Below are 17845 nucleotides of genomic sequence, written 5' to 3' on the forward strand. Positions count from 1 at the left end.
GAGGCGAACGCGGAGAACTGAAACATCTAAGTACCCGTAGGAACAGAAATCAACCGAGATTCCGGAAGTAGCGGCGAGCGAAACCGGACCAGCCCTTAAGCTTATTATGTGTTAGTGGAACATTCTGGAAAGTTTGACGATACAGGGTGATAGTCCCGTACACGAAAATGCATCTTAAGTGAAATCGAGTAGGTCGGAGCACGTGAAACTTTGACTGAATATAGGTGGACCATCATCTAAGGCTAAATACTCCCAACTGACCGATAGTGAACCAGTACCGTGAGGGAAAGGCGAAAAGAACCCCTGTGAGGGGAGTGAAATAGAACCTGAAACCGTGTACGTACAAGCAGTAGGAGCCCTTCGAGGGTGACTGCGTACCTTTTGTATAATGGGTCAGCGACTTATATTTTGTAGCGAGGTTAACCGWTTAGGGTAGCCGTAGGGAAACCGAGTCTTAACTGGGCGYRTAGTTGCAAGGTATAGACCCGAAACCCGGTGATCTAGCCATGGGCAGGTTGAAGGTTGAGTAACATCAACTGGAGGACCGAACCCACTAACGTTGAAAAGTTAGGGGATGACCTGTGGCTAGGAGTGAAAGGCTAATCAAACCGGGAGATAGCTGGTTCTCCCCGAAATCTATTTAGGTAGAGCCTCGGACGAATACTTACGGGGGTAGAGCACTGTTAAGGCTAGGGGGTCATCCCGACTTACCAACCCTTTGCAAACTCCGAATACCGTAAAGTACTATCCGGGAGACACACGGCGGGTGCTAACGTCCGTCGTGAAGAGGGAAACAACCCAGACCGCCAGCTAAGGTCCCAAAGTCATAGTTAAGTGGGAAACGATGTGGAAAGGCCCAGACAGCCAGGAGGTTGGCTTAGAAGCAGCCATCCTTTAAAGAAAGCGTAATAGCTCACTGGTCGAGTCGGTCTGCGCGGAAGATGTAACGGGGCTAAACTATGCACCGAAGCTGCGGATTCAAAATTTATTTTGAGTGGTAGGGGAGCGTTCTGTAAGCCGTTGAAGGTGWACCGGGAGGTWTGCTGGAGGTATCAGAAGTGCGAATGCTGACATGAGTAACGATAATGCGGGTGAAAAACCCGCACGCCGGAAGACCAAGGGTTCCTATCCCATGTTAATCAGGGTAGGGTAAGTCGACCCCTAAGGCGAGGCCGAAAGGCGTAGTCGATGGGAAACGGGTTAATATTCCCGTACTTGGTATAATTGCGATGGGGGGACGGAGCAGGCTAAACAAGCATGGCGTTGGTTGTCCATGTGAAAGTGAGTAGGTTGAGAGTTTAGGAAAATCCGGRYYSYTAAGACTGAGACACGAGACGAGCACCCAAGGGTGTGAAGTTGTTGATGCCATACTTCCAGGAAAAGCCTCTAAGCTTCAGATTATACCGAATCGTACCCCAAACCGACACAGGTGGTCAGGTAGAGAATACTAAGGCGCTTGAGAGAACTCGGGTGAAGGAACTAGGCAAAATTGTACCGTAACTTCGGGAGAAGGTACGCTCCTATCTGTGATGAGACTTGCTCTCTAAGCGGACGGGAGCCGCAGTGACCAGGTGGCTGGGACTGTTTATTAAAAACACAGCACTGTGCAAAATCGCAAGATGACGTATACGGTGTGACACCTGCCCGGTGCCGGAAGGTTAATTGATGGGGTTAGTTTTCGGACGAAGCTCTTGATCGAAGCCCCGGTAAACGGCGGCCGTAACTATAACGGTCCTAAGGTAGCGAAATTCCTTGTCGGGTAAGTTCCGACCTGCACGAATGGTGTAACCATGGCCACGCTGTCTCCACCCGAGACTCAGTGAAATTGAAATCGCAGTGAAGATGCTGTGTACCCGCGGCTAGACGGAAAGACCCCGTGAACCTTTACTACAGCTTGGCACTGAACATTGACCCTACATGTGTAGGATAGGTGGGAGGCTTTGAAGCAGAAACGCTAGTTTTTGTGGAGCCGTCCTTGAAATACCACCCTTGTAGTGTTGATGTTCTAACGTTGGYCCCTWATCGGGRTTACGGACAGTGCCTGGTGGGTAGTTTGACTGGGGCGGTCTCCTCCCAAAGAGTAACGGAGGAGCACGAAGGTTGGCTAAGTACGGTCGGACATCGTACGGTTAGTGTAATGGTAGAAGCCAGCTTAACTGCGAGACAGACACGTCGAGCAGGTACGAAAGTAGGTCATAGTGATCCGGTGGTTCTGAATGGAAGGGCCATCGCTCAACGGATAAAAGGTACTCCGGGGATAACAGGCTGATACCGCCCAAGAGTTCATATCGACGGCGGTGTTTGGCACCTCGATGTCGGCTCATCACATCCTGGGGCTGAAGTCGGTCCCAAGGGTATGGCTGTTCGCCATTTAAAGTGGTACGCGAGCTGGGTTTAGAACGTCGTGAGACAGTTCGGTCCCTATCTGCCGTGGGCGTTTGAGAATTGAGAGGGGTTGCTCCTAGTACGAGAGGACCGGAGTGAACGAACCGCTGGTGTTCGGGTTGTCATGCCAATGGCACTGCCCGGTAGCTACGTTCGGAACTGATAAGCGCTGAAAGCATCTAAGCGCGAAGCAGGCCTCGAGATGAGTTCTCACTAGACTTTTAAAGTCTCTGAAGGGCCGTTGAAGACTACAACGTTGATAGGCAGGATGTGGAAGTGGTGAATCAGTTCACCTTGCGCAAAGGACTCGTAAGCGCTACGCTTTGTCGAGAATCCTTTCCACGCCTTTTGCTTGGTGACAATAGCGTTTTGGACCCACCTGACCCCATGCCGAACTCAGTAGTGAAACGAAACAGCGCCGATGATAGTGTAGCAGCTGCTATGTGAAAGTAGGTCATCGCCAGGCTCCAAATAAGAGAAAGCCCGATTCGAAAGAGTCGGGCTTTTTTGCGTTTTAGCTGTCAGCTTTCAGCCGTCAGTTGAACTGTGGGGTTGTTTAGTGCAGAGCCACCCTCAGCAACAACCCCCGTAGGAGGCACTTCAGTGCCGAATTCAGACCTTTACAAACACATTCATGGCTAAAGCCATTCCTACGTGATGCGTATCTTAGACGTCAGATAATAGATGTCAGTTGATCTATCAGGTTGAGTCACCATCAGCAACAAACCCTGTAGGAGGCACTCCAGTGCCGAATCTAGACCATAACAAACACATTCATGGCTAAAGCCATTCCTACGTGATGCGTATCTCAGATGTCAGCTAAGCAGTGGGGTTGTCCTGTACAGAGTCTCCTTCAGCAACAAACCCTGTAGGAGGCACTTCAGTGCCGAATTTAGACCATAACAAACACATTCATGGCTAAAGCCATTCCTACGTGATGCGTATCTCAGACGTCAGTTGAGCGGTGGGTTTATTTAGTACTGTGTCACCCTCAGCAAGAATCCGCGTAGGAGGCACTTCAGTGCCGAATTCAGACCTTTACAAACACATTCATGGCTAAAGCCATTTCTACGTGATGCGTATCTCAGATGTCAGCTAAGCGGTGGGGTTGTCCTGTACAGAGTCTCCTTCAGCAACAAACCCCGTAGGAGGCACTTCAGTGCCGAATCTAGACCATAACAAACACATTCACGGCTAAAGCCATTCCTATAAGTACAATTTCCCTAGAGCCTAGAGCCTAGAGCCCCCGGCAGAGGAAGACGCAGCACCAAACACCTCCACCGCGCGGCTGATAGCTGACGGCTGAAAGCTGATAGCTCTGTGATTTGTTTGGTTTCGCTCCGCTCTACCCAACCTACGCCAGACCCTAAACTTTCCCCTCGCTAACTTTACTCTTTCTAACTTTACTCTTTCTAACTTATACCCCAAAAACAAAAACGCCAGCATTTAGCTGGCGTTTTCTAATCTGAAGGTAAGCTTGTTATTAAACTTTTGGACCTGCTGATTTGATTGCTTCTGAAACATCGTATTTAGCGAAGTTTTCAGTGAAGTCAGAAGCTAGTTTGTTCGCGTATTCTGCGTACTTCTCTTTATCTTCCCATGTGTTGATTGGGTTAAGAAGTTGGCTGTCTACACCAGGAACTGAAACTGGTACATCTAGGTTAAGTACGTCGATGTGTTGAGTTTCAACATCTGCCAGTTTACCTGACACGATTGCATCAACTACAGCACGAGTTGTTGGGATATCGAAGCGTTGACCAGTACCGTAAGGGCCACCTGTCCAACCTGTGTTAACTAGGTATACTTTAGCGCCGAATTCACGTACACGCTTCATTAGAAGCTCTGCATAAACGCCTGCAGGACGTGGGAAGAACGGAGCACCGAAACATGTTGAGAATGTAGACTCGATGTCGCTTGTTGAACCGATTTCAGTTGAACCTACTTTTGCTGTGTAACCGCTTAAGAAGTGGTATGCAGCAGCTTCTTCAGTTAGTACTGAAACTGGTGGTAATACACCGCTCACGTCACATGTTAGGAATACAACCGCTTTTGGCTCGCCAGCACGGTTTTCTACTTTACGTTTTTCAACGTGCTCTAGCGGGTAAGCTGCGCGGCTATTTTGTGTCAGGCTTGTATCATGGAAATCTGGAACACGGTTTTCGTCAAGTACCACGTTTTCTAAGATTGTACCGAAGCGAATTGCATTCCAAATAACTGGTTCGTTCTTTTGTGAAAGGTCGATACATTTAGCGTAACAACCACCTTCGATATTAAATACGCTACCAGGTGCCCAACCGTGCTCGTCATCACCAATAAGGAAACGAGTAGGATCTGCAGATAATGTTGTTTTACCTGTACCAGATAGACCGAAGAATAACGCAGTGTCGCCTGCTTCACCTACGTTTGCAGAGCAGTGCATTGGTAATACACCTTTTGCAGGAAGCAGGAAGTTTTGTACAGAGAACATTGATTTCTTCATTTCGCCTGCGTAGCGCATACCAGCTAGTAGTACTTTACGTTGTGCGAAGTTAATGATTACAGTGCCGTCACTGTTAGTGCCATCACGCTCTGGGTCACATACAAATGAAGGTACATTCATTACCTGCCACTCAGGGAAGTCAGCAGTATTGTATGTTTGAGGTTCGATAAACATGTTTTTGGCAAAAATATGATGCCATGCAGTTTCTGTTGTAACTACAACTGGTAAATAGTGCTCAGGATCAGCGCCAACTTCTAGGTGAGAGATGAAGTGGTCGTTGCTTTTCACGTGTTCTTCTACACGGGCCCATAACGCATCAAACTTGTCTGCATCGAATGGGCGGTTTACGTTGCCCCATTGGATTTCGTTTTCAGTGCTTGGCTCTTGAACAATAAAACGATCTTTTGGAGAGCGACCAGTGCGTACACCGGTTTTAGCAACAAAAGCACCATTAGCGGCTAGAGTCCCTTCGCCACGACGAATAGCGTGTTCGACAAGTTCAGCTGCTGTAAGATCAACAAAACTAGTAGCGTTTGCAGTCATGTTTATACCTAAATTGTGAGAGATTGAACGGGATAGCTCTGGGGTTCTTAGTTTTCCCTTTTGCTAAAATAATAGTAACAGAAGGATTAGGGATATTCGAGTGTCTGAAGGGCTTAAAAAGGCATATATTTGGCAAAAAACATGAATAATTTCAATGATACCGGTGTCATAAAATGGCGCTTTTTCATGACACCGGTATCATTAGTTTTGATATTTTTTTTAATAAAAAAGCCGCACTGATGGCGGCTTTTAATATAATAATATTTATTGTGGTATATTAATTAAATATGGCTTTAATATCTTGCTCGTTAAAGATGTATTCTTTTAAGCAATAATGACAGCTAATTTTTACTTCACCATTTGCTTGCACGTCGGCAAGTAATTCGTCTTGACCTACATTTACTAATGCAGCAATTGTTTTGTCTCTGCTACAGCCACAACGGAAGCTAATAGACTGTGGTTCGAATAACTGAGGATTATCTTCATGGTAAAGTCGAGTCAGCACAGTATTGGCATCTAAACCTAGTAACTCTTCATCTTTAATCGTGTTACTGATCGCTTCAAGGTGAGTGAAGTCTTCAACTGATTTGTCTTTATTTACAGGTAATACTTGCAAGAATAAGCCTGCAGCTTTGGCTGTGTCTGCTGTTACTTCAGTCGCAAACCAAAGACGTGTTTTTAACTGTTCCGATTGCTCAAAATAGTTTTCAAGGCATTTATCTAAGCTATCGTGCTCTAACGGTACAATACCTTGGTATCGCTCACCTTTTGTTGGCGTAATTGTAATAACCATATAGCCATTACCAATTAAGTCTTTTATTGAGCTACCGGTTACTTCACCTTGTAGACGTGCGATGCCTCGCATGTTTTGTTTATCGTCACCATTAATTACCGCATATTTAACAGGGCCGTCGCCTTGTAGTTGAACGGCAATTTCGCCTTCAAACTTTAAAGTAGCTGTTAATAAGCAGGTAGCAACAAGTAGTTCACCTAATAAGGTTTGCACAGGTGCTGGGTAATTATGGTTTGCGATCATCTCTTGATAAGTGTTTTCAATTTGTACGAGTTCGCCACGTACATCGAGCTGATCAAATATATAACGATGAAGTAAATCTTGTTGCATGAGTTGCATTACCTAACTTGATTTCATTTTTAACAGTTCACGTCTTTGCTTCTTATCTGGTTTACGATCAGGATGTGGAGCAAAGAAGCTGTTGTTCTTACGGGCGATAGCATTTGCTTCGCGTTTTTCAATACTAGCTTGAGTTTCTTGATATAAGGTTTGTGCAATGGGGGCACCTTGACGTTTTTCAAGGATCTTTTCGATTGTCACAACCTTTTCGTCGACCCCTTGTAGCAGTTTTACCACTGCACCTACTTCGACAATTTTGCTGGGCTTGGTACGTTGTCCATTATAATGTACTTTGCCGCCTTGCACCATGTCTCGTGCTATTGAGCGGGTTTTATAAAAGCGGGCAGCCCATAACCATTTATCAAGGCGCACGCTTAATTCGTCTTGTTTGTCTTGCGACTTTTGAGTGTTACCTTTTGACACAATTGTGCTCTTTTAAAGCTGCTTATATGTAGGCAAAATTTACCATGAAACTTAATCACAAAGAAATAGTCATAGTTATTCCTTGCAGCCCCTGTTTGTCGAAATTACCTTGTTTACAAAGTTTAATATACGTGCGCTTGTTGAATGAAAAATGAAAAGGTACTATAGGCCAGCTATCAAGCAGTAAATTAAAATAAGAAATAGAGTTTATGGATCAACACTTACAACAAGTTAAACAGTTTTTAAACGGCTTACCTCATGCCAAGCTAAGTGCATTTGTAGTGCTGTTAGTTGTTGTTTACATTGCTTTTTTGTCATCTAAGCTGTTTTGGCTTGTGTGGCCAGAACCCGATACAAGAGCACTGCCAGTAACCGGTGTTAACAGCATGGCTAAACGAGTTGAGACAGTCAGCTCTCGCCAAATTATTGAACAAAATCTATTCGGCAAAGTTGTTGTCGAAACTAAAAAACCTGCCGCGAAACAAAATCAAGTCATTAACAACGCCCCTGAAACACGTCTAAGTATTAACCTAACTGGTATTGTTGCGGTCAGCCAAAATGATCAAGCGGGTCTTGCTATTATTGAATCTCAAGGCAAGCAAGAAACCTATGTTGTCGATGATGCAATTAAAGGCACTCGTGCCAAGCTTGCTCAAGTATTACCTGACCGAGTAATTTTAGATGTAAGCGGCCGTTTTGAAACTTTAATGCTGGATGGCCTCGACTTTACTAAAAAAGTCTCTATGCCTGTATTGGCGGAGCGCAAAGAGTCAGAATTAACCGCAGGCCCTCAGCTTGTCGAAAATAATGAAATAAATGCGACTGAAGATGAAGATGTAAAAGAAGCTCTTATCGAAACGCGTGAAGAAGTATTAGACGATCCCGGTAAACTATTTGACTACATTCGCGTCTCTCAAGCGATGGTTGATGGCGAGTTAGTGGGTTATCGCTTAAGCCCAGGTAAAGATCCTGCTTTATTCAAGCAGATGGGATTAATGAACAATGATTTAGCTATTGCGATTAATGGCTATCAATTAAATGATTTAAAACAGGCAATGTCAGCAATAAACGAATTACGAAATAGTACTGACGCAAGTATCACTATCGAACGCGATGGTGAGCAAATTGATGTGCAATTTAGCCTGCAATAACTAGCTTTGGAGTTTTTATAGAATGGTTCACGCGCTACACCTCACAAAAATCAAAAAAGGGTTAGCTAAATATGCAGCGCTTTTTTTATTAACAGGATTATCGCTTTCAGTATCTGCTGTTGAGTATGCGGCTAATTTTAAAGGCACTGATATTAATGAATTTATTAATATCGTTGGTAAAAATCTAAATAAAACCGTCATTATTGACCCGAATGTGCGCGGCAAAGTCAATGTGCGCAGTTACGAGCTAATGGACGAGAAGCTTTATTACCAGTTCTTTTTAAATGTACTTGAGGTTTATGGTTATTCAGCTGTAGAGATGGATAACGGTATTATCAAAATTGAAAAAAGTTCTGACGCTAAAAAGTCGAACGTACCGCTGATCACTGAAGATAACCAAGCCAGTGGCGATATGATGGTGACACGTGTTGTACGTGTTAAAAATGTAAGCGTACAAGAGCTTGGCCCTCTAGTTCGTCAATTTAGTGATCAAAAAGATGGCGGCCACGTTGCTAACTTCAATGCAGCAAACGTGATGATGTTGACCGGTCATGCCGCGTCAGTTAACCGTTTAGTTGAAATCATTCGTTCGGTTGACCAAGCCGGTGATAAGCGTGTTGATATCGTCAAACTTAAATTTGCTACCGCTGACGATGTAGTGTCTGTTGTTGAGAATATTTACAAAGATGGTGGCAAAGGGAGTGTTCCTGAGTTTTTAATCCCTAAAGTTGTTGCTGATGGTCGTACTAACAGTGTGATTGTCAGTGGTGAAGCACAAGCGCGTACACGTGCTGTTGAATTGATTAGCCGTTTAGATGGTGAGCTAGAAAACCAAGGTAATACTAAGGTTATCTATCTTAATTACGCCAAAGCAGAAGACCTTGTAAAAGTATTGCAGGGCGTAAGCAAGACATTAGCAGAAGATGCGCAAGGCGGTGCAACAAAAACTCGCTCACGTAATCAAAACGAAACAAGCATTGAAGCACACCCAGATTCAAACTCACTCGTAATCACTGCACAGCCTGACACCATGCGTTCGCTTGAGCAAGTTATTGAACGTCTTGATGTTCGTCGTGCTCAGGTTTTAGTTGAAGCTATTATCGTTGAGGTGTTAGAAGCCGATGGTATCAACTTAGGCTTACAGTGGATTTCAGAGCAAGGCGGGATGATGCAGTTCAACAACGGCACCACAGTACCTGTTGGTTCGTTAGCTGTTGCTGCTGAACAGGCGCGTGATAAAACGATTGAAGGCACGGTTGTTGGCACTGAAACTGGCACTGTGACAAGTACCTCTGAAACACAAGAAGGTGACTTAACAGCACTTGCTTCACTACTTGGTGGTATTAATGGTCTAGCAATGGGTATTGTTAAAAATGACTGGGGTGCAATTATCCAAGCTGTTTCAACGGACACTAACTCTAATATTCTTGCTACGCCGTCTGTAACGACCATGGATAACGAAGAAGCGTCAATGATTGTTGGTCAAGAAGTACCTATTATCACAGGTTCACAAACAGGCTCAAATAACGCTAACCCATTCCAAACAGTTGAACGTCAAGAAGTGGGTGTGAAACTGAAAGTAACACCACAGATCAATGATGGCTCAGCAGTTCAATTAACTATTGAGCAAGAGGTTTCAAGTGTAAGTGGTGCGACTGCGGTTGATATTTCAGTAAACAAACGTGCTATTAAAACCACGGTTATGGCTGATGATGGCGGCATGGTTGTACTTGGTGGCTTGATTGATGAAGACGTGCAAGAAAGTGTCTCTAAAGTACCATTATTAGGTGATATTCCGGTACTTGGTCATTTATTCCGCTCAACCAGCACGAGTAAGCGTAAGCGTAACCTAATTGTATTTATTCGTCCTACGATTGTTCGCGATGGCATCAGCATGAATAAATTGAGCCACTCGAAATATAACTTTATTCGTGGCGAACAACACAAACAAAAAGAAGATGGTATTGATTTAATGCCGTTGACGGATGCACCAATTCTTCCTGAATGGAATGATGCTTTGATATTACCGCCAACGTACGAAGAGTACCTAAAACAACAAAACGCGAATGAGCGCAACGATGACTAATGCAATTACAGAAATCAATGATGAGTTAGCGTCAGAAGCGCCGGCAAGTCATGATGAGCTGCTAACAAGTGATGATCTTGTTAGTTTGCCAACCAAGCGTTTGCCATTCTCGTACGCGCGTCGTACAGGCGTATTATTGAGTAAAGATCAGGATAACTGGACTGTGTATTACCGCGGTGAGTTAGATGTTGATGCTTTACTTGAAGTACGCCGTATTGCGGGTCATGGTTTTTCGCTAGAACAATTACCTGATGACAAATTTGAGCTGTTGCTTGAGGCTTCTTATCAGCGTGATAGTTCTGAAACACAGCAAATGATGGAAGATATCGGTAACGAGGTTGATTTATTCTCGCTTGCAGATGAATTACCGCAAACTGAAGATCTACTAGCTGGTGATGACGATGCACCAATCATCAAACTGATCAACGCAATGCTCAGCGAAGCAATCAAAGAAGGTGCTTCAGATATTCATATCGAAACCTTTGAGCAAGAGCTGGTAATTCGCTTTAGGGTTGATGGTGTATTAAAAGAAGTGTTAAAGCCGAACCGTAAACTCGCTTCACTGCTGGTGTCGCGTATTAAGGTTATGGCAAAGCTAGATATTGCTGAAAAACGTATTCCGCAAGATGGTCGTATTAGTTTACGTATTGCTGGTCGTGCTGTTGATGTGCGTGTATCGACAATGCCATCAAGTTTTGGTGAGCGTGTTGTATTGCGTCTACTTGATAAAAACAACGCCCGCCTAAACCTAGAAGATTTAGGTATGACTGAGCGTAACCGTGAATTGTTTGCTGATTTAATCAGTAAGCCGCACGGTATTATCTTAGTAACCGGTCCTACGGGTTCTGGTAAAAGTACCACCTTGTATGCGGGGATGAGCCAAATCAACTCACGAGACCGCAATATTCTTACTGTTGAAGATCCAATCGAGTACGAGATCCCAGGTATTGGTCAAACTCAGGTTAATACCAAGGTAGATATGACCTTTGCCCGAGGCTTACGTGCCATCCTTCGTCAAGATCCTGATGTAGTAATGGTTGGTGAGATCCGTGACCTTGAAACGGCACAAATTGGTGTGCAAGCGTCATTAACCGGTCACTTGGTTATGTCAACACTGCATACTAATACAGCTGCTGGTGCTATCACGCGTATGGAAGACATGGGCGTGGAGCCTTTCTTACTGTCATCATCGTTACTCGGTGTATTGTCACAACGTCTTGTACGTACTTTATGTAATAGCTGTAAAGAAGGTCACATTGCTGATGAGCGCGAGTGCCAGTTATTAGGTGTTAATCCTGCTGAGCCGCCAACAATTTATCGTGCAGTTGGTTGTGAAGAGTGTAACTTTAATGGTTATCGCGGTCGTACTGGTATTCATGAATTGCTGGTTGTTGATGAAACAATTCGCGAAATGATCCACAGCGGTAAAGGCGAACAAAGTGTTGAAAAATACATTCGCAAACATAGCCCAAGTATTCGCCAAGATGGCTGTAATCGCGTACTTGCAGGTCGCACTACCTTAGAAGAAGTCCTGCGTGTAACACGTGAGGAAGGTTAATCATGGCAGCATTTGAATACCGTGCCCTCGATGGCAGAGGTAAAGAGAAAAAAGGCATTCTTGAAGCTGATACGGTAAAGCAAATCCGCCAAACCTTGCGCGATCAAGGTTTAATGCCTTTAGAAGTCGTTGCTGCTGCAGAAGGTGAAAAGCAAGCGACTGGGGCAAAGGGCTCTCTATTTGGTAGCTTCTTTAAACCAAAAATTTCGACTTCAGATTTAGCATTAATCACTCGCCAGCTCGCAACTTTAATCCAGTCAGCATTACCTGTTGAAGGGGCTGTCATGGCGGTGGCTGAGCAGTGTGAAAAGCCGCGTTTAAAGCGAATGCTTATGGCTGTGCGCTCAAAGGTTGTTGAAGGTTATACCTTAGCAGATGGCATGAGTGAATTTCCGCATGTATTTGATGATTTGTATCGTGCCATGGTGGCAGCCGGTGAAAAATCAGGTCACCTAGACCAAGTTTTAAATCGTTTAGCTGATTACACGGAACAACGTCAGCATATGCGCAGTCAAATCACACAGGCGATGGTTTATCCAACTATTCTGGTGGTATTTGCTATTGCGATTGTCTCTGTATTGTTAGGTACTGTGGTACCAAAAATCCTGAAGACCTTCGAAAAATCAAAACAAGTATTACCCTGGACTACCGAATGGGTAATGGCCGCCAGTAATTTTGTGCAAAACTACTGGTTTATTAGTTTAGTCATTATAACCGTGTTAGCTGTGGCCATTAAGCAAGCGCTTAAGCAGCCGCATATTCGTTACTGGTATGACGAAAAAGTGCTGTATTTACCGGGCATTGGTAAGGTAGCACGCGGTGTTAATACGGCGCGTTTTGCTCGAACTTTAAGTATTTTATCGTCAAGCTCAGTGCCGCTACTTGAAGGGATGCGTATCTCAGGTGGTGTACTGGCTAACGAAAAAATGAAAAAGTCAGTGCAAGATGCTGCAACACGTGTGAGTGAAGGGGCGAGTCTTCGTGCTTCACTTCAGCAAACCAAACTTTTCCCACCTATGATGCTGCACATGATAGCCAGTGGTGAAAAATCAGGTGAACTTGAGCAAATGCTTGAGCGTGCTGCAAATAACCAAGATCGTGAGTTTGAGAGCATGGTAAACGTGTCTCTGAAACTATTAGAGCCCGCGATGATTGCTTCAATGGCGGTAATTGTATTGTTTATTGTTATGGCAATACTACAGCCGATTATGGCAATGAATAAGGCTGTAGGTCTTTAAATTAGGGAACACTAGAGCAATTAGCAGCTAACACTGCCGCTCTATAATAAATTTTTGAAGAAAGTTAGAGGTATTTTTGTGAACAAACAGTCAGGTTTCTCATTACTAGAAGTCATGGTAGTACTGGTTATCATCGGTATGATCATGTCAATTGTGGCGCCAAATATCATGGGTCAGCAAGAAGAAGCTGCAATCGATAAAGCACACCTAGATATTCAACAAATTGAAGATGCGTTAAGCTTATACAAGCTTAAAAACAAAGCGTATCCAACCACAGAGCAAGGCTTAGAAGCGCTAGTAAATAAAACAAGTATTGAGCCAATTCCAAGACGTTTTCCTGATGGCGGTTTCCTTGAGAAATTACCAGAAGATCCATGGGGTAACCCTTACCAGCTAATCAGCCCAGGAGAAGTCGGTAAAATTGATATCTTCTCAATGGGTCCTGACGGTGAAGCAGGTACTGATGATGACATCGGTAACTGGGATGAAGAAAAGTAATAATGCCTAAATTCAGCCAACTGAACAAAGCTTATACACATCAAGGCTTACTATTATGGTAAGCCTTGGTCGTTTGCGTTTGGCTGGCCGTGCTAAGCACGCGAAAGGGTTTAGCCTCATCGAAATATTAATGGTGCTCGTGGTGATTGGTTTTGTCACCAAAATGGTTGCCTACAGTTTTGATGGTGGTGCTGAAGAAGAACTCGAAAAACAAGCGCTCAGATTACATACTACGATTAATATGGCGTCAGAGTTTGCGATTTTAAATCAGGTTGAGCTGGGTTTTCATCTTGACCAAGATACATTTGAATTTTTAGTTTTTGACGGTGATAAGTGGGTTACGTTTGACCGTGAAAAATTGTTTGCCCCAATTAAGGTTGATGAGCGCTTTAAGCTCACTCTTAACCTTGATGATTTAGCCTGGGCACAAGATAACTTACTAGAGCAGTCAAACTGGCGCGAATTAATGAGCGGTGGTGACGAAGACAGCCTACTTGAGCTTCAAAAGCTCAAAATACCGCAGGTACTTATTTTATCTTCTGGCGAAGTCAGTGCGTTTCAATTGGTTTACGAGCTTAAAGAAGAGCGTGAACCTCAGTATTTTATCGAAGGCGAATTTATGGCCCCGGTAAAGTTTCGTATGGAGCCTGAATAATGAATAAGTCAGCAGGTTTTACCTTACTTGAAGTGATGGTTGCACTGGCTATTTGTGCAATGGCCGGTATTGCCGCAATGCAGGCAACCGGTGAGCATATTAATCATCTTTCGTCGATTGAAGAGCAAACTTATGCTTCTTGGGTTGCTGAGAACGTAATGGTTGAGCAACGCGCCAAAGGCGATAAATGGACAGGCAAAAATGGCGTTAAAGGTACTGAAACGCTCGCTGGTTTTGAATGGTATTGGCGTCAGGACGTGGTTCCTACTGCTGATAAAACCTTTGTAAAGGTCACCATTAACGTGTTCGCCGATGAAAAGCTTGAATACCCAGTTTATGAGCTTTCTACTTATTTGAATAAAGGTGATAAGTAGTGAAGCAACGCGGTTTTACCTTACTTGAAGTGATTGTCGCCATGGGCATCTTAGCCTTTGTGGTGTTATCGACCCATCAAATACTGGATTCGACAACCAAAGCAAAAGAAGCCTCAGACGAGACAATTGATGAGTTAAATGGCTTTCAAACCTTATTTCGTTTGATGGACCAAGATTTTAGTCAAATGACTAAACGTCAGGTGCGAAACGAAGCCGGTGATTTTCAAGACACGTATGTGTTAGCTGGTCGTTATGTTCTTGATAGCCAATACGATGGCATTGGTTTTGTTCGTGATGGTTGGGTTAACCCAATTAACTTACTGCCGCGTTCTGAACTGCAAGCGGTTGGTTATCGCGTTATCGATGACAAGCTTGAGCGAGTGTATCGGGTGTATGTTGATCAACTAGATAACATGGAGCCGCGTTCACAAGTTATTTTGGAAGATATTGAAGATCTTAAATTTGAATTTTTAGATGATAAAGACGAATGGCAAGAACAGTGGCAAATTAAAGCACTGCCAAAAGCGGTGGCAGTTACAATTCAAAAAATAGAACAAGAACCCATTCGTCGCGTGTTTTTAGTGCCAGGTGAAGGCAAAGTCACTGCCCAAGCAAATAATGGTAATAATAACGGAACGGGTGGTTAGCTATGACTACTATTAAACGTTCTAAAGGTGCTGCGCTTGTTATTGTGCTATTTATTGTGGCGCTGGCTGCAATGTTAGCCGTTGAGATGAGTGCTAATTTAATGGTGCAAGTGCAGCGTAGCAGCAATATTCAAAACCATCAACAGGCTAAATGGTATGCCTTTGCAGCTGAAGAGCTGGCAATTAAAGCACTAAAACAAACTAAAAAAGATGATCCTGATAAAACGCATTTAGAGCAGGTCTGGGCGCAGCAGGGTGGGGTCCCTTACCCTGTTGATAATGGTACCTTAAGTGGCACAATTACAGACTTACAAGCATGTTTGAATTTAAATGCATTGCATGTAAAGCCTGATCAACAAACGGATCCAAATAATAAAACGAACCCAGCACATAAGGCATTGTTGGCATTATTAGAAAATATTGAAGACTTACCAACAGATGAGTCTGAAGAAGCCATGGCCGATAGCGTGTTTGATTGGTTAGACGCTGATAGTATTACCTATCGCTCAGGTGCAGAAGAAGATGAGTACTTATCTCGACAATACCCATATATGACGGCAAATAGCTATTTTGCTTCGACCTCAGAACTTCGTTTAGTAAAAGGCTTTAACCCACTCGTTATGGAGAAACTTTTACCATTTGTGTGTGTTATTCCAGGTAGTGAGTTATTAGAAATCAACGTTAATACACTACCTGTAGAAAGTGCCATTATATTAAGCTCGCTTATTGATGGCTTAAGTCTTTCAGGCGCTGAAGCGGTATTATCATCACGTCCTCAAGATGGTTATGATGATTTAGAAGCATTTTTTGAAGAGGTTAACCAACAAGGCGCACAAAATGTGAAAGCCGTTGAAGACCTATTCAGTATCAACAGTGAATATTTTAAACTACAAACGCAGGCTGAATTTGCAGAACTGCGTTTTTCGATGACCACCTTACTCCATGCCACTAATGGTACAGTAACGATACTGGCGCGAAAATTTGGAGGCGTACAGTGACAGAGATATTGTTGATCCGTACGGGTCAAACATTAAAAGACAGCCTTAACTGGCTAATTTACTCACCAACAGAACTAGAAATAATTGCTAGCGGCGAAATTGCCAATGCAACACAACTTGGTGAACTAACAGAGAGAGCACAATCACGGGAAGTGGTTGTACTACTACCAAGTGATCAAGTACAACTAAAAACGGTCGCATTGCCAACCAAGTGGAGCCGCAAGTTAGAGCAAGCACTTCCTTACATGCTAGAAGAAGAAATAGCCTGTGATGTTGATGACTTATTCATAGCGATTGCAGAGCCAACACTTATTGATGAGAAGCACGCGATTAACATCGCGATGACCGATCGTGAATGGTTTGAGCAATGGCTGGCTGAGTTCAATGAGCATGGCATCGAAGTATATAAAATACTGCCGGATGCTTTATTGTTACCTGATGTCGATGACAACACTCAGTTACGCGCTATTGAGCTTAATGGTCAGTGGCTATGTAAGCAGGGTAACTGGCATATTGCCGCTGTAGAGACAAGTTGGCTTGCTGGCTATTTAACAGCATTAGGTAACCCTGATGTTGCACACTTTAGCCCTGCAACGGCTTTTCCTGATACGGTTAACCTTAGTGCTCAAACGCAGCAATACGATTTACCTTTAGCCTTATTTGCTAAGCAGTTACCTGAGGTGAAATTCAACCTTCGCCAAGGTGTTTATCAGCTTAAGAAGAAATCAGCAATTTGGTGGGGCTATTGGCAAAAAGCAGCTATTGCAGCAGGTGTTGCATTAGTTTGCAGTGTAGGTGTTAAGTCGCTTGAGCTTTATAAGTTAAATAACCAGCTTGAAGCCGCAAAAGCTGAAGTGGTTGCTAATTATCAGCGTGCTTTTCCAAATAAAAAAGTGCGTCCTCAGCTTATTCGTAGCCAAATTCGCAGCGAACTTGCATTGATAGAAAGTGGCAGTACAGCTGGCTTCTTAGATTTGACTAACGATCTGGTTGCGATTTTTAGTGAAGTAAAAGATTTCACACCAGAAACGCTTCGCTATGATCAAGGTCGTAACGAATTACGTATTCGTGCGCGCGGCAAAGATTTCCAGTCATTTAGTAAAGTAAAAGCAATTTTAGAGCAGCGTGGCTTAACCGTAGATCAAGGCTCTCTAAATAATGATGGTGATTTTGTCGTTGGTGAAATTAAGTTACGAGGTGCGGCATGAAAAACCAAATAATCAATTATTGGCGCTCGTTAAAAGAACAAGAGCAGCAACTTGTAATGGTTGCAGGTGGTGTGTTTGTTATTTTTGTGCTGGTTATGGGGGTCTTTCGTCCACTTAACGCTGCTATCGAAAAAGCAGAGCAAGACACAATAAAACAGCAAGAGCTGCTAGCGTGGGTTGATGAAAGTATTGTTAAACTTAAAGCGAGTGGTAACGCGCGTAATACGAGCAGCCGTAGCTTAAGCCAAATCGTTAATAGCACCCGCAATCGTTATCAAATTATCATTAGCAAAATGCAGCCAAATGACAATTCACTTCGTTTAACCATTGACTCTGTTGAGTTTAATAACCTTGTTGAATGGTTAGATGAACTGGTTAATTCACATGGCGTGCTAGTTGAGAATTTAGATTTAAGTAAAGATGACAAATCAGGCTTTGTGCGTGTAAGTCGTTTGGTACTAGAGAAGTAA

Annotated in this window: 14 protein-coding genes and 2 rRNA genes; 13 read left to right on the forward strand and 3 right to left on the reverse strand. The window is 43.6% G+C overall.

Annotated elements, in window-relative coordinates:
- Together AOG26_RS19875 and rrf are read left to right on the forward strand one after the other, a co-directional pair.
- Nucleotides 1-2709, forward strand: a 23S ribosomal RNA gene (locus tag AOG26_RS19875); the annotation flags it as partial.
- A gap of 27 nt (nucleotides 2710-2736) precedes the next feature.
- Nucleotides 2737-2851 (forward strand): 5S ribosomal RNA (gene rrf / locus AOG26_RS19880).
- Between the two features lie 1017 nt (nucleotides 2852-3868).
- On the opposite strand, the gene AOG26_RS19885 is transcribed toward rrf, so the two are convergent.
- The 3 genes from AOG26_RS19885 to hslR all read right to left on the reverse strand — a co-directional run bounded on the left by AOG26_RS19885 (nucleotide 3869) and on the right by hslR (nucleotide 6965).
- Nucleotides 3869-5407: a phosphoenolpyruvate carboxykinase gene (locus AOG26_RS19885; protein WP_054564045.1), complete on the reverse strand. Its 1539-nt coding sequence runs from the start codon at nucleotides 5405-5407 to the stop codon at nucleotides 3869-3871.
- A 277-nt stretch (nucleotides 5408-5684) separates the two neighbouring features.
- On the reverse strand, nucleotides 5685-6530 hold the full coding sequence (hslO, locus tag AOG26_RS19890; RefSeq protein WP_054564046.1) for an Hsp33 family molecular chaperone HslO: 846 nt from the start codon (nucleotides 6528-6530) through the stop codon (nucleotides 5685-5687).
- Between the two features lie 12 nt (nucleotides 6531-6542).
- Nucleotides 6543-6965 carry a ribosome-associated heat shock protein Hsp15 gene (gene hslR / locus AOG26_RS19895; RefSeq protein ID WP_370316790.1) on the reverse strand — a complete coding sequence of 141 codons (423 nt, stop codon included), beginning with the start codon at nucleotides 6963-6965 and terminating at the stop codon, nucleotides 6543-6545.
- 206 nt (nucleotides 6966-7171) lie between these two features.
- Here hslR and gspC point away from each other — a divergent pair, with 206 nt between their 5' ends.
- The 11 genes from gspC to gspM all read left to right on the forward strand — a co-directional run bounded on the left by gspC (nucleotide 7172) and on the right by gspM (nucleotide 17845).
- Nucleotides 7172-8113 (forward strand): type II secretion system protein GspC, encoded by a 942-nt coding sequence (gene gspC, locus AOG26_RS19900; RefSeq protein WP_054564048.1) that lies wholly within the window; start codon nucleotides 7172-7174, stop codon nucleotides 8111-8113.
- A gap of 22 nt (nucleotides 8114-8135) precedes the next feature.
- Nucleotides 8136-10199, forward strand: a complete 2064-nt coding sequence (gene gspD, locus AOG26_RS19905) for a type II secretion system secretin GspD (RefSeq protein ID WP_054564049.1) — start codon at nucleotides 8136-8138, stop codon at nucleotides 10197-10199.
- Nucleotides 10192-11757 carry a type II secretion system ATPase GspE gene (gene gspE, locus AOG26_RS19910; protein WP_054564050.1) on the forward strand — a complete coding sequence of 522 codons (1566 nt, stop codon included), beginning with the start codon at nucleotides 10192-10194 and terminating at the stop codon, nucleotides 11755-11757. The genes gspD and gspE overlap by 8 nt, the downstream gene beginning before the upstream one ends.
- Before the next feature lie 2 nt (nucleotides 11758-11759).
- On the forward strand, nucleotides 11760-12995 hold the full coding sequence (gspF, locus tag AOG26_RS19915) for a type II secretion system inner membrane protein GspF (protein WP_054564051.1): 1236 nt from the start codon (nucleotides 11760-11762) through the stop codon (nucleotides 12993-12995).
- A 78-nt stretch (nucleotides 12996-13073) separates the two neighbouring features.
- The gene (gspG, locus tag AOG26_RS19920; RefSeq protein ID WP_054564052.1) at nucleotides 13074-13493 is read left to right on the forward strand and encodes a type II secretion system major pseudopilin GspG; all 420 of its coding nucleotides are present in this window, start codon (nucleotides 13074-13076) and stop codon (nucleotides 13491-13493) included.
- Between the two features lie 55 nt (nucleotides 13494-13548).
- Nucleotides 13549-14148: a prepilin-type N-terminal cleavage/methylation domain-containing protein gene (locus AOG26_RS19925; RefSeq protein ID WP_054564053.1), complete on the forward strand. Its 600-nt coding sequence runs from the start codon at nucleotides 13549-13551 to the stop codon at nucleotides 14146-14148.
- On the forward strand, nucleotides 14148-14522 hold the full coding sequence (gspI, locus tag AOG26_RS19930; RefSeq protein ID WP_054564054.1) for a type II secretion system minor pseudopilin GspI: 375 nt from the start codon (nucleotides 14148-14150) through the stop codon (nucleotides 14520-14522). Before AOG26_RS19925 ends, gspI begins: the two co-directional genes overlap by 1 nt.
- Nucleotides 14522-15169, forward strand: coding sequence for a type II secretion system minor pseudopilin GspJ (gspJ, locus tag AOG26_RS19935; RefSeq protein ID WP_054564055.1), 648 nt, complete (start codon nucleotides 14522-14524; stop codon nucleotides 15167-15169). The genes gspI and gspJ overlap by 1 nt, the downstream gene beginning before the upstream one ends.
- 2 nt (nucleotides 15170-15171) lie before the next feature.
- On the forward strand, nucleotides 15172-16167 hold the full coding sequence (gene gspK, locus AOG26_RS19940; RefSeq protein ID WP_054564056.1) for a type II secretion system minor pseudopilin GspK: 996 nt from the start codon (nucleotides 15172-15174) through the stop codon (nucleotides 16165-16167).
- Nucleotides 16164-17375: a type II secretion system protein GspL gene (gene gspL, locus AOG26_RS19945; protein WP_054564057.1), complete on the forward strand. Its 1212-nt coding sequence runs from the start codon at nucleotides 16164-16166 to the stop codon at nucleotides 17373-17375. Before gspK ends, gspL begins: the two co-directional genes overlap by 4 nt.
- Nucleotides 17372-17845, forward strand: a complete 474-nt coding sequence (gene gspM, locus AOG26_RS19950) for a type II secretion system protein GspM (protein WP_054564058.1) — start codon at nucleotides 17372-17374, stop codon at nucleotides 17843-17845. Before gspL ends, gspM begins: the two co-directional genes overlap by 4 nt.

The sequence above is a fragment of the Pseudoalteromonas sp. UCD-33C genome (genome assembly GCF_001306895.1).
Classification (GTDB): domain Bacteria; phylum Pseudomonadota; class Gammaproteobacteria; order Enterobacterales; family Alteromonadaceae; genus Pseudoalteromonas.